The sequence below is a fragment of the Citrobacter freundii complex sp. CFNIH2 genome (assembly GCF_002880615.1).
GTDB lineage: Bacteria > Pseudomonadota > Gammaproteobacteria > Enterobacterales > Enterobacteriaceae > Citrobacter_A > Citrobacter_A amalonaticus_F.
This window is the reverse complement of record NZ_CP025757.1, coordinates 338507-351789: the sequence shown is the minus strand read 5'-3', so window position 1 is coordinate 351789 and position 13283 is coordinate 338507. Positions and strand designations below refer to the sequence as shown.

Genomic DNA, 13283 nt, shown 5'->3' with positions numbered 1-13283 from the left:
ATATGCGTAATCAGGGGGCAATTACAAATCATCAAGGAAAGTTTTATCCAGTTGTTTGAAGGCACGCTTAAGCGTGTCAGCTAACGCCTGATAATCTGGCTTCCCTTCAACCGGGGAGAGCGCTTGCCCCGCCTCCTGTAATTTGCCTCTGACTTCATAGAACCAGTTCAGGATAGAGGGCGGCAGTGGCGTAACGGAACGTTTTCCTAACCACCACAGCCCCTGCATCGGCAGGCTGAGCGCGAACAGCGCGGTGGCGACGGCAGGCCCTAACTGGCCGCCCAGTGCTATCTGCCAGCACAGAGTAAAGATGGCGATCGGCGGCATAAAGCGGATCGCGTAACGTGTCATCCGTATCACGCGGTTCTCAACAAAGACGGGTGCAAGGCGCTTTTCCATTGGCCACGTCTTTGAGTAATGCTGCCCCCGACGAAAAAGGCTAAAAAAATTTACGGAGCGATGATCCGGCGTCGACATGGCTTACCTCAACTTCACATATAAAATTTCAAATATTTGTGCAAAACAACAACTATACGGGACAACGTTCAAAACATTTTGTCATTGATACCCACTATCGGGTATCCTGTAGCGGCCTGTAAAAGGCCTGTAGTCCAAAATCATTGAGTCGTCAAATTTACATATAGTATGCCATTGGCTGAAAAATACGCAAAATGGCATAGACTCAAAGGTATTTCTTCCATCATGCCAAAAAAGACAACTGGCATGATGTTAATCATAAATGTCAGCGTCACACTGCGCTACGCTCTATGGCTCCCTGACGTTTTTTTAGCCACGTATCAATAATAGGTACTTCCATGTCGAGTAAGTTAGTACTGGTTCTGAACTGCGGTAGCTCCTCACTGAAATTTGCAATCATCGATGCAGTTAATGGTGAAGAGTACCTTTCTGGTTTAGCCGAATGTTTCCATCTCCCAGAAGCACGTATCAAATGGAAAATGGACGGCGGTAAACAAGAAGCGGCTTTAGGTGCAGGCGCCGCTCACAGTGAAGCGCTGAACTTTATCGTTAATACTATTCTGGCACAAAAACCAGAACTGTCTGCGCAGTTGACTGCAATCGGTCACCGTATCGTACACGGCGGCGAGAAGTATACCAGCTCCGTGGTTATTGATGACTCTGTTATTCAGGGCATCAAAGATTCTGCCTCTTTCGCACCGCTGCATAACCCGGCTCACCTGATCGGGATTGCAGAAGCACTGAAATCCTTCCCGCAATTGAAAGACAAAAACGTGGCTGTGTTTGACACCGCGTTCCATCAGACCATGCCGGAAGAGTCTTACCTCTATGCCCTGCCGTACAGCCTGTACAAAGAACACGGCGTTCGTCGTTATGGCGCGCACGGTACCAGCCACTTCTTCGTTACTCAGGAAGCGGCCAAAATGCTGAACAAACCGGTAGAAGAACTGAACATCATCACGTGCCACCTGGGCAACGGGGGTTCTGTTTCTGCTATCCGCAATGGTAAATGTGTTGATACGTCTATGGGCCTGACCCCGCTGGAAGGTCTGGTGATGGGTACCCGCTCTGGTGACATCGACCCGGCAATCATTTTCCACCTGCACGACACGCTGGGCATGAGCGTTGATCAGATCAACAAAATGCTGACCAAAGAATCCGGCCTGCTGGGTCTGACCGAAGTAACCAGCGACTGCCGTTATGTTGAAGACAACTACACCACCAAAGAAGACGCAAAACGTGCAATGGACGTTTACTGCCACCGTCTGGCGAAGTATATCGGTTCCTACACGGCGCTGATGGACGGTCGTCTGGACGCGGTTGTCTTCACCGGCGGTATCGGTGAGAACGCGGCCATGGTTCGCGAGCTGTCCCTGGGTAAACTGGGCGTGCTGGGCTTTGAAGTTGATCATGAACGTAACCTGGCTGCCCGTTTCGGCAAATCCGGTTTCATCAACAAAGAAGGTACCCGTCCTGCGGTGGTGATCCCAACCAACGAAGAACTGGTTATCGCGCAAGACGCGAGCCGTCTGACTGCCTGATTTCACACCGCCAGCTACACCCTAATAATTCGAGTTGCAGGAAGGCGGCGACGTAGCGAATCCCCAGGAGCGTACACCAGTACGTGACTGGGGTGAGCGAAGAAAGCTAACGCACATGCAACTTGAAGTATGACGGGAGCTGGTGGTGCCGTTTTGTAACCCGCCCAACGGGCGGTAACGAAAGAGGATAAACCGTGTCCCGTATTATTATGCTGATCCCTACCGGAACCAGCGTCGGTCTGACCAGCGTCAGCCTCGGCGTCATCCGCGCTATGGAACGCAAAGGCGTTCGTCTGAGTGTCTTTAAGCCAATCGCCCAGCCACGCGCCGGTGGCGATGCGCCAGACCAGACCACCGCTATCGTTCGTGCAAACTCTTCTGTCACTGCGGCTGAACCGCTGAAGATGAGCCACGTAGAGTCTCTGCTGTCCAGCAATCAGAAAGATGTGCTGATGGAAGAGATCATCGCAAATTACCATGCGAACACCAAAGACGCAGAAGTGGTACTGGTTGAAGGCCTGGTCCCAACCCGTAAACACCAGTTCGCGCAGTCTCTGAACTACGAAATCGCTAAAACGCTGAACGCGGAAATCGTCTTCGTAATGTCTCAGGGCACCGATACGCCGGAACAGCTGAACGAGCGTATTGAACTGACTCGCAGCAGCTTCGGCGGCGCAAAAAATACCAACATCACCGGCGTTATCGTGAACAAACTGAACGCCCCGGTTGATGAACAAGGCCGTACCCGCCCGGATCTGTCTGAGATTTTCGACGACTCATCCAAAGCGCAGATCGTAAAAGTTGATCCGGCGCAGCTCACCGCAACCAGTCCGCTGCCGGTTCTCGGCGCAGTACCGTGGAGCTTTGATCTGATCGCGACCCGTGCGATCGACATGGCGCGTCACCTGAATGCCACCATCGTCAACGAAGGCGACATCAATACACGTCGCGTGAAGTCTGTAACCTTCTGTGCGCGTAGCATTCCGCACATGCTGGAACACTTCCGTGCCGGTTCCCTGCTGGTCACCTCCGCTGACCGTCCGGACGTGCTGGTTGCCGCGTGTCTGGCCGCGATGAACGGCGTTGAAATCGGCGCCCTGCTGCTGACCGGCGGTTACGAAATGGATGCGCGCATCTCTAAACTGTGTGAACGCGCTTTCGCAACCGGCCTGCCGGTATTCATGGTGAACACCAACACCTGGCAAACTTCTCTGAGCCTGCAGAGCTTCAACCTGGAAGTGCCGGTTGACGATCACGAGCGCATCGAGAAAGTTCAGGAATACGTGGCAAACTACATCAACGCGGACTGGATCGAGTCTCTGACCGCCACCTCTGAGCGTAGCCGCCGTCTGTCTCCGCCAGCCTTCCGTTATCAGCTGACCGAACTGGCGCGTAAAGCCGGTAAACGCGTTGTGCTGCCGGAAGGCGACGAACCGCGTACCGTGAAAGCGGCAGCCATCTGTGCTGAACGTGGTATCGCAACCTGCGTGCTGTTGGGTAACCCGGAAGAGATCAACCGCGTTGCGGCGTCTCAGGGCGTTGAACTCGGCGCTGGCATCGAAATCGTGGACCCGGAAGTGGTTCGCGAAAGCTATGTCGCGCGTCTGGTTGAACTGCGTAAGAGCAAAGGCATGACCGAAACCGTTGCTCGCGAACAGCTGGAAGACAACGTGGTTCTCGGTACGCTGATGCTGGAACAAGACGAAGTTGACGGTCTGGTATCAGGCGCCGTTCACACTACGGCTAACACCATTCGTCCGCCGCTGCAGCTGATCAAAACAGCGCCAGGCAGTTCTCTGGTTTCCTCCGTATTCTTCATGCTGCTGCCGGAACAGGTTTACGTTTACGGCGACTGCGCGATCAACCCGGATCCGACCGCTGAACAGCTGGCAGAAATCGCTATCCAGTCTGCTGACTCTGCCATTGCCTTTGGTATCGAACCGCGCGTCGCGATGCTCTCCTACTCCACCGGCACCTCTGGTGCGGGTAGCGACGTAGAGAAAGTGCGTGAAGCAACCCGTCTGGCGCAGGAAAAACGTCCTGACCTGATGATCGACGGTCCGCTGCAGTACGATGCCGCAGTGATGGCTGATGTTGCAAAATCCAAAGCGCCGAACTCTCCGGTTGCGGGTCGCGCTACCGTGTTCATCTTCCCGGATCTGAACACCGGTAACACCACCTACAAAGCGGTACAGCGTTCTGCCGACCTGATCTCCATCGGGCCGATGCTGCAGGGTATGCGCAAGCCGGTGAACGACCTGTCCCGTGGCGCGCTGGTTGACGATATCGTCTACACCATCGCCCTGACCGCGATTCAGTCTTCACAACAGCAGTAAGCTGCCTCCTCTGGGCTCTGACGGGCCCAGTCAAATCCGGAAATCGTCATGGTTTCCGGATTTTTTATTCCTTCCTTTTCAGCCCTGTAAAATCTGATTTTTTCGCTTAACTGCGCTGTATCAATGAATAACCATTCGCCTGTTTGCATACTTAGCCTCTTTGCTTTGCAACAGGGATAGTCTTTCATGTCTGCAGTAACCGAAACACAGCCAACCAGAAAATGGGCCATGCCCGACACGTTGGTCATTATTTTCTTTGTCGCCATTTTAACCAGCCTTGCGACCTGGGTTGTCCCCGTCGGGATGTTCGACAGCCAGGAGGTGCAATACCAGGTAGATGGTCAGACAAAAACCCGTAAAGTGGTCGATCCCCACTCTTTCCGTATTCTGACCAACGAGGCCGGTGAAGCGCAGTATCATCCGGTTAAGTTCTTCACTACCGGCGAGGAAAGCCCGGGCCTGATGAACTTCCCGTTCGAAGGGCTGACCTCCGGCTCTAAATTCGGTACCGCCGTCGGTATCATCATGTTTATGCTGGTGATTGGCGGCGCGTTTGGCATCGTTATGCGCACGGGAACCATTGATAACGGCATCCTGGCGCTAATCCGTCATACCAAGGGCAACGAGGTGCTGTTTATCCCGGTGCTGTTTATTCTCTTTTCGCTGGGCGGCGCGGTGTTCGGCATGGGGGAAGAGGCAGTTGCCTTTGCGATCATCATCGCACCGCTGATGGTGCGACTGGGTTATGACAGCATCACCACTGTGCTAGTGACCTATATTGCGACGCAAATTGGCTTTGCCAGTTCGTGGATGAACCCCTTCTGCGTGGTGGTCGCGCAGGGTATTGCCGGCGTACCGGTCCTCTCCGGTTCTGGTCTGCGCATCGTGGTATGGGTTATTTCGACGCTGATCGGCCTGACGTTTACGCTGGTCTATGCCTCGCGGGTGAAAAAGAATCCGCTTCTGTCACGCGTGCATGAATCTGACCGTTTCTTTCGCGAACAGCAGGATGACGTTGTCGAGCGGCGCTTCACAATCGGCGACTGGCTGGTGTTGCTGGTTCTGACCGGGGTGATGGTTTGGGTAGTCTGGGGCGTTATCGTCAACGCGTGGTTTATTCCAGAAATAGCCAGCCAGTTCTTCACCATGGGCCTGGTCATTGGCATTATCGCCGTTGTCTTCCGCCTTAACGGCATGACGGTCAACATAATGGCCTCCTCTTTCACCGAAGGCGCCCGCATGATGATCGCCCCCGCCCTGCTGGTAGGTTTTGCCAAAGGCATTTTACTGCTGGTAGGTAACGGCGAAGCAGGTGACGCCAGCGTGCTCAATACGCTGTTGCACAGCATTGCCAACGGCATCAGCGGACTCGACAACGCCGTTGCCGCGTGGTTTATGCTGCTCTTCCAGGCGGTGTTTAATTTCTTTGTGACTTCCGGCTCGGGCCAGGCAGCGCTGACCATGCCGCTGTTAGCGCCGCTCGGCGATCTGGTAGGCGTTAACCGTCAGGTCACCGTACTGGCATTCCAGTTTGGCGATGGCTTTAGCCACATCATCTACCCGACCTCTGCATCGCTGATGGCGACATTAGGCGTCTGTCGGGTGGATTTCCGTAACTGGCTGAAAGTGGGCGCGACGCTGCTGGGGCTGCTGTTCATCATGTCCAGCGTAGTGGTGATTGGCGCGCAGATCATGGGCTACCACTGATCCCAAAAGGCCGGATAAGCGTTAACGCTTATCCGGCTTTTCCTTTCTAAAGCAATGATTTTACCGCAGCCACAATCGACGCTGCGGTAAGTCCATACTCTTCCTGTAAGAAATCCTGGGTACCGACTTGTCCGTAGCGTTCCCTGACGCCAACCCGACGCATCGGAACTGGACAGGTTTCGACCAGGACTTCCGCAACCGCAGACCCTAGTCCGTTATGAATACTGTGATTTTCACAAGTCACAATCCGCCCCGTTTTTTCAGCATAGTTCTTCACCAGCATGCGATCGATAGGCTTGAGAGTGAACATGTCAATGACGGCCGTACTGACGCCCATACGGTCCAACTGGCGCGCGGCTTCCAGCGCTTCAGCGACCATAATCCCATTGGCGATTAAGGTGACATCATCGCCTTCACGCAACACATTCCCTTTCCCCAGTGTAAAGGTCGAGCCCGGGGCGTAAATACTCGGTGCCTGCTTACGGATGGTACGTACCCAGTAGAACCCGTCGAGTTCAATCAACTGACGTAAAATATCGTCAAACATGACAGCGTCAGTGACTTCCAACACCACCGAATGTGCCAGCCCGCGAACGATACCCATATCTTCGAAAGACATGTGCGTTCCACCGTTATGACAAGCGGTCACGCCGGCATCGGAGGCGATCACTTTGACGTTACTCCGCTGATAATCGAGTGACATAAACAGCTGATCAAAACAGCGGCGACTGGCGAACGCCGTAAAGGTATGCACAAATGGCTTGCGGCCGGTCAGAGCTAGTCCCGCTGCAGTGCCGATGACATTTGCCTCCATGATGCCGCAATTAATGACGTGCTGCGGATAGTCGCGCGCCACGCCATCCATCGCCATGGAGCTCATCAAATCCGCTTCCAGCGCAATAATCGGGCTGCCTGCCGCCACTTCTTTAGCGACAAAACCGGCATATACCTTGCGCATCTCCACACTGTCTTTTTGCCCTGCGGGCGCGAGCTTAATCATACGTAGCCTCCAGTTGGCGAAGGTTATCGTTCAGCATTTGTCTTGTCTCATCTGTCAGGCGCAGGTGATGTGAGTTGGGTAATTGCTCCAGATATGCCACCCCCTGTCCTTTAATGCTGTCAAGAATCACGACGCGTGGGCGTGCCTGTTCATCCAGAACCGGTTGCACCACTGCCAGCAGTCCTGGGATATCATCCCCTTTCACCGTGAACGCCTCAAAACCAAACGCACGGAATTTATCTTCAAGACAAAACGGGTTGATAATGTCATCCAGTTCACCGTCTAATTGCTGTTTATTCCAGTCGACGAAGACTGTCAGGTTGTTCAGCCGATGGTGGGCAATAAACTGGAACGCTTCCCAGCATTGCCCTTCATTGAGCTCGCCATCGCCAACAATGCAAAATACCCGGTTCACCCGCTGCGCCAATTTGTGCGACAGCGCCATCCCTCCAGCGATAGAAATGCCCTGTCCCAGCGACCCTGTTGTCGCATCAACACCACGTGTTTTAAGTCTGTCCGGATGACTAGGCAGGCGCGTGCCATTCTGATTCAGCGTGATCAACTCTGCCACGGGGAAGTAGCCTTTCAACGCCAGCGTGCTATACAGCGCCGGCCCGGCATGGCCTTTTGACAGCACGAAATAGTCCCGCTCAGGCCAGTCCGGATTGGCAGGATCAATATTCATCACTTCGCCATACAGAACCGCCAGCGTTTCGACCACTGACATACAGCCACCAAAATGGCCAAAGCCGAGATGAATGAGCGATTTCAGGGTTGCGATGCGAATCTCTCGCGCCAGTTGGGTTATCTCCTTCACACTCATGATTTAACTCCATTATTTTCCTCAGTCTGACCCGCCACCGTCCGTTTTTTCGCGAACAGATTCCAGGCCACCAGCAGTGCAAACAACGCCACAACCAGTCCCGTGATGGCGAAAGGTGACAGATAGCGCGCCAGGTTTCCAAGAACGATGCCAATGACGCCAAAATCAGCATCCGAGAAAGTAGTGTTGGCAAAACCAATCGCGCCGAGCACGGGCAGGAGAAGAACCGGCAGGAAGGTGATTAACAGACCGTTGGCGAACGCGCCAATCATGGCCCCGCGACGCCCACCGGTGGCATTACCAAATACGCCGGCCGTTGCGCCAGTGAAAAAGTGTGGCACTACGCCTGGCAGGATCAACACCAGCTTCATCTGTCCCAGCAGAAACAGCCCCACCAGCCCGCCGAGAAAACTGAACAGAAAGCCAATCAGTACCGCATTCGGGGCATAGGGATAGACCACCGGGCAATCCAGCGCAGGCCGCGCGTTAGGCACCAGTTTTTCAGAAAAGCCGGTAAATGCCGGGACGATTTCCGCCAGAATCAGACGGACGCCCTGCAGAATGATAAATACCCCGGCAGCAAAAGTGATCGCCATGATAATGGCGTAGACCAGATAGTTCTGCCCGCCGCTGAAGGTACTTTCGACATACTCCCGACCGGCGCTGATAGCCATAATCAGGTAGATGATCATCATTGTCAGAGAAATAGAGATTGAACTATCGCGCAGGAAGCTCAGGTTCTTCGGTAAATTCATCTCTTCAGTCGAACGGGAACCTTTGCCACAAATGCTGCCAATCCAGCCTGACAGCACGTACCCCAGCGTACCGAAGTGGCCAAAGGCAATCTCGTCATTGCCGGTGATCCGGCGCATGTAACGCTGCGCCAGTGCGGGGAAAAAGGCCATTACCAGCCCCAGAATCAATGATCCCGTAAAGACCAGACCGATCCCATCGAATCCGGCGACGGTCAGAATGACGCCAATCATACAGGCCATATAAAACGTATGGTGCCCGGTCAGAAAGATGTATTTCAGACGCGTGAAGCGAGCGACAATAATATTCGCCACCATCCCGAATGCCATAATAAGCGCTGTTGAGGCACCATATTTTTCGAGGGCGATTGAAACAATTGCTTCGTTATTAGGTATAATACCCTGAATATTAAATGCGTGCTCGAACATCCCGCCTAACGGATTTAATGACCCCACCAGCACTGTTGCACCACCGCCAAGAACAATAAATCCCAGAATCGTTTTAATTGTTCCTTTTATCACATCGGAAAAAGCTTTCTTCTGTGCTACCAGGCCAATTAATGCAATTAACCCTACCAGCACGGAGGGGACTTTAAGAATATCAACAACAAAATTCAGCGTTTCAAGGATGAACATATCCACCTCGCTTTATGCACGTCAACGCTCAAACCGCCCCAGGCCGTTTGCATGATTGCGTGCATTCACAGTTATTGTTTGTCGAACCATGCGCACAATTGCGCTTCCAGTTCATTGATATCAATAATATTATTAATCACAACCAGTTGCGCTTCCGGTACGCTGGCGCTGGCAGCGATATCTTTTGCCATTACAAACAGATCGGCGGCCCCCGGCGTGGCGGAGGAGAGATCGGAATGTTCAACGTCAGCCTGAATATTCAGTTTTTTAAGCACTTTTTTAATATTCATTTCGACCATAAAACTGCTGCCTAGCCCCGAGCCACAAATCGCCATGATTTTCATTGTTATCCCCTTTTTTAAGTAATGCATGTCCGCATCACGCTTTCGCGTCATGTATCGATAATGCCGTAATGACTTACATCAGAAACGTGAAATGATTTTTTTAATTTCCTCCCGCGTTGTTGCCTGATGTAATTGCGCCAGGTCCTCGTCACTTGAAAATAATTCAGCCAGTGCGGATATCATGGAAATATGGCTATGTTTATCCGGCGCCGCCAGCATGATAATAATATCAACAGGATCAAATTCGCCTGCGTCAAATGAAACACCGTGTTTCAGTTTTAACAACGAGAGCCCTAATGTCCTTGCTCCTTCTTCCGGTCTGGCATGCGGCATCGCCAGACCTGGCGCCAGGACGTAATAAGGTCCCAGTTGATGATGCTGCGCGACAATTGCGGTGAGGTAATCCGGTGTAATCACCCCAGCAGCAAGCAAAGGTCTGGCGCACCACTCAAGCGCCTGTTGCCAGTCTTCGACGCTCTCGCGCAGCATGATGGTTGTCTCCGTTAACCATTTATTCAGCACGTCCGCTCCTTATTTTTACTCGATGTGAGCAAACTTTATTCAACCCCTGAAACCTTATCTGCGATCTTTCTCACAAAGATAGCGCTATCAAAAGATATCGTTCAGATATGTGATAGCGCTATCAAAATACAATTGCCGGGTAAAATCACAGCAATCAACGTCATTAAAGGCGTATACTTGCCCCGCATACGAAGAAAAATGACGATAAAAAACGGCTCAACCGGTTGTAATTGCGCAGGATTGTGTATGTCTCTGACCCGAAAACGACGTAGTACAGGCAAAGTGACCATTGCTGATGTCGCTCAACTTGCCGGTGTCGGCACCATGACCGTCTCCCGTGCATTGCGCACACCTGAACAGGTTTCCGATAAGCTCCGGGAAAAGATAGACGCTGCCGTGCACGAACTGGGCTATATGCCTAATCTGGTGGCGAGCGCGCTGGCGTCTGCGTCATCACGAACCATTGCGATGGTGGTGCCGAATCTCTCAGAAGCTGGCTGCTCGGAAATGTTTGCCGGATTGCAGGAGGTACTACAGCCCGCCGGATACCAGATTATGCTGGCAGAGTCCCGTCATCGTCTGGAACAGGAAGAAAAACTGCTGGAGACGCTGCTGGCCTCCAATATCGCCGCCGCCATTTTGCTCAGCGTCGAGCACAGTGACACCGTACGCAACTGGCTGAAAAACGCCAGGATTCCGGTCATGGAGATGGGGGCAATTCGTAGCGATCCCATTGATATGAACATTGGTATCGATAACGTCGCAGCAATGTTTGAACTCACCGAAATGTTGATTCAGCGCGGCTATCAGAACATCGGACTGCTTTGCGCCAATCAGGAACAGTGGATTTTTCAGCAACATTTGCAGGGCTGGTATAAGGCAATGCTGCGCCACCACATGTCGCCGAATCGGGTTATTAATGCGGCACTCCCCCCCAACTTCTCCACCGGGGCCTCGCAGCTTCCCGAGTTTATTCTCGCCTGGCCCGAGCTCGACGCGCTGGTTTGCGTGTCGGATGAACTGGCTTGCGGTGTGCTGTACGAATGCCAACGACGGCGCATCAAGGTACCTGACGATCTGGCGGTAGTCGGATTTGGCGATAGTGATGTGAGCAAAGTTTGCCAGCCGCCGTTAACTACAATGGCGGTGCCACATCGTAAGATTGGTATTGAGGCCGGACGTGCGTTACTGGCGCGGTTTGAGGATGGTAACTGGAGCGATCAAAAACCGATCGCCTCCAGTTTAAGCGTGCGGGAAAGTTGCTGAGTTTTTACTCCGCCTCTTCCTGCTTCTCCTGTTGCGACTCTGACCTTGCGGCTTCATTTTTTGCGTTGCGGGTCATCCACAACGCCAGCGCCTTCAGGGAGTCAGGCGTGAATTCATCACAGCGGGCAGTAATTTCTTCCGGCGTCAGCCAGCATACTTCGCTGACCTCTTCTTCCTGCAAGGCGAACGGGCCGTGCGACACACAGCTGAACAGCGCGCCCCAGACGCGACAGTTCTTATCTTCAAAGTAGAACTGGCCGTGTTCGGCGAATGGCACACCGGCGATGCCTAACTCTTCTTCTGCTTCACGGCGGGCAGAGTCCAGCAGTTGTTCATCAGCCTGCACAACGCCACCGGCAGTGGCATCTAACATTCCGGGTAAAAAGTCTTTTGTCTCGGTACGACGTTGCACCAGTATTTTGCCCATTCCGTCGTGTACAACAATATAGGTCGCACGATGACGCAGGCCCTGCGCTCGCATCTGTTCCCGGCTGGATTGTGCAATGACTTCGTTGTCTTCATTCACAATATCCACCCATTCCGTACTTGCCAAACGACGCTGTTCCACCATCAGGAAACCTTCTTTTTCTGGCGCTCTTACGGCGCATTTACATATGTGGGGGTAAATTACGAATTAATCGCGACCTGCGCAATAATACTTTGATCATTGAGTGCGATAACGCTCAAAACATTATCGTCCAGCAGGCCATAACTTGCCTGATAGCCGCCTTTCGGAATGCTTACGGAACCCGGGTTGAAGTGATAAATATCGCCTCTTTTTTCTGCCACTGGCAGATGTGTATGCCCGTATACCAGCACGTCACCGGCCCGCAGTGTCGGCTGGTTATCCGGCCCAAAGAGATGACCGTGAGTCAGAAACAGTCGCTGATTTTCCAGCAGCACCTGCTGCCAGGGCGCGGTGATTGGAAACTGCAGCAGCATCTGATCCACCTCGCTATCACAATTTCCCCGCACCGCGATAATCTGCGCCGCCTGTTCATTGAGTCGCTCAGCGACCTGAGCGGGCGCGTAGCCTTCGGGTAACGCATTTCGCGGCCCGTGGTTGAGGACATCGCCCAGAATCACCAGCCACTGCGCGCCACTCTGCGAAAACAGGGTCAGCACGCGTTCTGTGGCTGGCAAGGACCCATGAATATCGGATGCAAACATCAGTTTCATCATATGCTCCGTGTCATCAAAAACCGCATTATGATACTGGATAACGGACGTTTTATCAGCCTGAACGCTTCGCGGAAAGCGCAATATAACGCTGGACAGAGGCGCGTTGCCACTGAAATGCTGCATATTCCACCAGTCGCTGCGGGACGTCGTCGCCATTGAGAACCAGACGATTGAGCATCAGGGCTAAATCGGTATCAGCCAGACACCATTCACCGAAAAGATTTGGCATGTCGTGTGCCAGCAGATTTCCCGCCGTGGCGAACAGTTTGTCAGCGCTGACTTTCCCCGCCTCGCTCAGCGGCCCTTTTTTTACCCCACCGAAAACGACATCCGTCGGGCGCTCTTCTCGAATGGGCATTAAATCACTGCGCAACCATGCCTGAATCTGTCGCGCACGCGCGCGCTTTTGCAGGTCGTGAGGATAGATTCGCTCCCAGGTGGGCGGCGCAAAGCTGTCTTCCAGATATTCCGCAATCGCGGAGGACTCGCTCAGCTCAAAGCCATCGATTTCCAGCAACGGCACCCGACGAGTCAGTGCATAACCCTGCCAGCCCGGTTGTAGATGTTCACCGTTGTTAAGATCGACGGTTTTCAGACTAAACGGCAGTCCCTTTTCCTGCAAAGCGACATACGCGGAGAGCACGTAAGGGGAGAAATAGTTTGCATCGGACCACAGCGTGATGTTGGGTTTACTCAT

General features: G+C 53.1%; 13 protein-coding genes. 4 read left to right on the top strand and 9 right to left on the bottom strand.

What is annotated here, in order from left to right:
- Positions 1 to 21 precede the first annotated feature (21 nt).
- Positions 22 to 477, bottom strand: coding sequence for a terminus macrodomain insulation protein YfbV (gene yfbV, locus WM46_RS01725; protein ID WP_042317796.1), 456 nt, complete (start codon positions 475 to 477; stop codon positions 22 to 24).
- Between the two features lie 338 nt (positions 478 to 815).
- On the opposite strand from yfbV, the gene ackA reads away from it, so the two are divergent.
- The 3 genes from ackA (at position 816) to yfcC (ending at position 6061) form a co-directional block, all read left to right on the top strand.
- Complete coding sequence (gene ackA / locus WM46_RS01720) at positions 816 to 2018, top strand: acetate kinase (RefSeq protein WP_042317795.1); 1203 nt, start codon at positions 816 to 818, stop codon at positions 2016 to 2018.
- Between the two features lie 194 nt (positions 2019 to 2212).
- Positions 2213 to 4354 carry a phosphate acetyltransferase gene (pta, locus tag WM46_RS01715; protein ID WP_061074812.1) on the top strand — a complete coding sequence of 714 codons (2142 nt, stop codon included), beginning with the start codon at positions 2213 to 2215 and terminating at the stop codon, positions 4352 to 4354.
- Positions 4355 to 4540: 186 nt separating this feature from the next.
- Positions 4541 to 6061: a putative basic amino acid antiporter YfcC gene (gene yfcC, locus WM46_RS01710; RefSeq protein ID WP_061074813.1), complete on the top strand. Its 1521-nt coding sequence runs from the start codon at positions 4541 to 4543 to the stop codon at positions 6059 to 6061.
- A 46-nt stretch (positions 6062 to 6107) separates the two neighbouring features.
- On the opposite strand, the gene WM46_RS01705 is transcribed toward yfcC, so the two are convergent.
- The 5 genes from WM46_RS01705 to WM46_RS01685 form a co-directional block, all read right to left on the bottom strand.
- On the bottom strand, positions 6108 to 7061 hold the full coding sequence (locus tag WM46_RS01705; RefSeq protein WP_102601259.1) for a transketolase family protein: 954 nt from the start codon (positions 7059 to 7061) through the stop codon (positions 6108 to 6110).
- The gene (locus WM46_RS01700) at positions 7054 to 7884 is read right to left on the bottom strand and encodes a transketolase (RefSeq protein ID WP_102601258.1); all 831 of its coding nucleotides are present in this window, start codon (positions 7882 to 7884) and stop codon (positions 7054 to 7056) included. The genes WM46_RS01705 and WM46_RS01700 overlap by 8 nt, the downstream gene beginning before the upstream one ends.
- Positions 7881 to 9272: a PTS ascorbate transporter subunit IIC gene (locus WM46_RS01695; protein ID WP_061074816.1), complete on the bottom strand. Its 1392-nt coding sequence runs from the start codon at positions 9270 to 9272 to the stop codon at positions 7881 to 7883. Before WM46_RS01695 ends, WM46_RS01700 begins: the two co-directional genes overlap by 4 nt.
- 71 nt (positions 9273 to 9343) lie before the next feature.
- Complete coding sequence (locus WM46_RS01690; protein WP_061074817.1) at positions 9344 to 9616, bottom strand: PTS sugar transporter subunit IIB; 273 nt, start codon at positions 9614 to 9616, stop codon at positions 9344 to 9346.
- Between the two features lie 78 nt (positions 9617 to 9694).
- Positions 9695 to 10138 carry a PTS sugar transporter subunit IIA gene (locus WM46_RS01685; RefSeq protein WP_102601257.1) on the bottom strand — a complete coding sequence of 148 codons (444 nt, stop codon included), beginning with the start codon at positions 10136 to 10138 and terminating at the stop codon, positions 9695 to 9697.
- A gap of 246 nt (positions 10139 to 10384) precedes the next feature.
- Between WM46_RS01685 and WM46_RS01680 the strand changes: the two genes are divergently transcribed.
- On the top strand, positions 10385 to 11404 hold the full coding sequence (locus WM46_RS01680) for a LacI family DNA-binding transcriptional regulator (RefSeq protein WP_061077909.1): 1020 nt from the start codon (positions 10385 to 10387) through the stop codon (positions 11402 to 11404).
- A gap of 4 nt (positions 11405 to 11408) precedes the next feature.
- On the opposite strand, the gene yfcD is transcribed toward WM46_RS01680, so the two are convergent.
- From yfcD to yfcF, 3 genes are read right to left on the bottom strand one after another with little or no spacing between them, the layout of a single operon-like run.
- Positions 11409 to 11975 carry an NUDIX hydrolase YfcD gene (gene yfcD / locus WM46_RS01675; RefSeq protein ID WP_042317782.1) on the bottom strand — a complete coding sequence of 189 codons (567 nt, stop codon included), beginning with the start codon at positions 11973 to 11975 and terminating at the stop codon, positions 11409 to 11411.
- Positions 11976 to 12031: 56 nt separating this feature from the next.
- Positions 12032 to 12583 (bottom strand): phosphodiesterase, encoded by a 552-nt coding sequence (gene yfcE, locus WM46_RS01670; protein WP_187394490.1) that lies wholly within the window; start codon positions 12581 to 12583, stop codon positions 12032 to 12034.
- Between the two features lie 55 nt (positions 12584 to 12638).
- Positions 12639 to 13283 carry a glutathione transferase gene (gene yfcF, locus WM46_RS01665; protein ID WP_102601256.1) on the bottom strand — a complete coding sequence of 215 codons (645 nt, stop codon included), beginning with the start codon at positions 13281 to 13283 and terminating at the stop codon, positions 12639 to 12641.

What these genes read in the sequence shown, in the direction of transcription:
- yfbV (WP_042317796.1), bottom strand. Translation starts at nt 477, where the DNA reads ATGTCGACGCCGGATCATCGCTCCGTAAATTTTTTTAGCCTTTTTCGT.
- ackA (WP_042317795.1), top strand. Translation starts at nt 816, where the DNA reads ATGTCGAGTAAGTTAGTACTGGTTCTGAACTGCGGTAGCTCCTCACTG.
- yfcC (WP_061074813.1), top strand. Translation starts at nt 4,541, where the DNA reads ATGTCTGCAGTAACCGAAACACAGCCAACCAGAAAATGGGCCATGCCC.
- WM46_RS01705 (WP_102601259.1), bottom strand. Translation starts at nt 7,061, where the DNA reads ATGATTAAGCTCGCGCCCGCAGGGCAAAAAGACAGTGTGGAGATGCGC.
- WM46_RS01700 (WP_102601258.1), bottom strand. Translation starts at nt 7,884, where the DNA reads ATGAGTGTGAAGGAGATAACCCAACTGGCGCGAGAGATTCGCATCGCA.
- WM46_RS01695 (WP_061074816.1), bottom strand. Translation starts at nt 9,272, where the DNA reads ATGTTCATCCTTGAAACGCTGAATTTTGTTGTTGATATTCTTAAAGTC.
- WM46_RS01690 (WP_061074817.1), bottom strand. Translation starts at nt 9,616, where the DNA reads ATGAAAATCATGGCGATTTGTGGCTCGGGGCTAGGCAGCAGTTTTATG.
- WM46_RS01680 (WP_061077909.1), top strand. Translation starts at nt 10,385, where the DNA reads ATGTCTCTGACCCGAAAACGACGTAGTACAGGCAAAGTGACCATTGCT.
- yfcD (WP_042317782.1), bottom strand. Translation starts at nt 11,975, where the DNA reads ATGGTGGAACAGCGTCGTTTGGCAAGTACGGAATGGGTGGATATTGTG.
- yfcE (WP_187394490.1), bottom strand. Translation starts at nt 12,583, where the DNA reads ATGAAACTGATGTTTGCATCCGATATTCATGGGTCCTTGCCAGCCACA.
- yfcF (WP_102601256.1), bottom strand. Translation starts at nt 13,283, where the DNA reads ATGAGTAAACCCAACATCACGCTGTGGTCCGATGCAAACTATTTCTCC.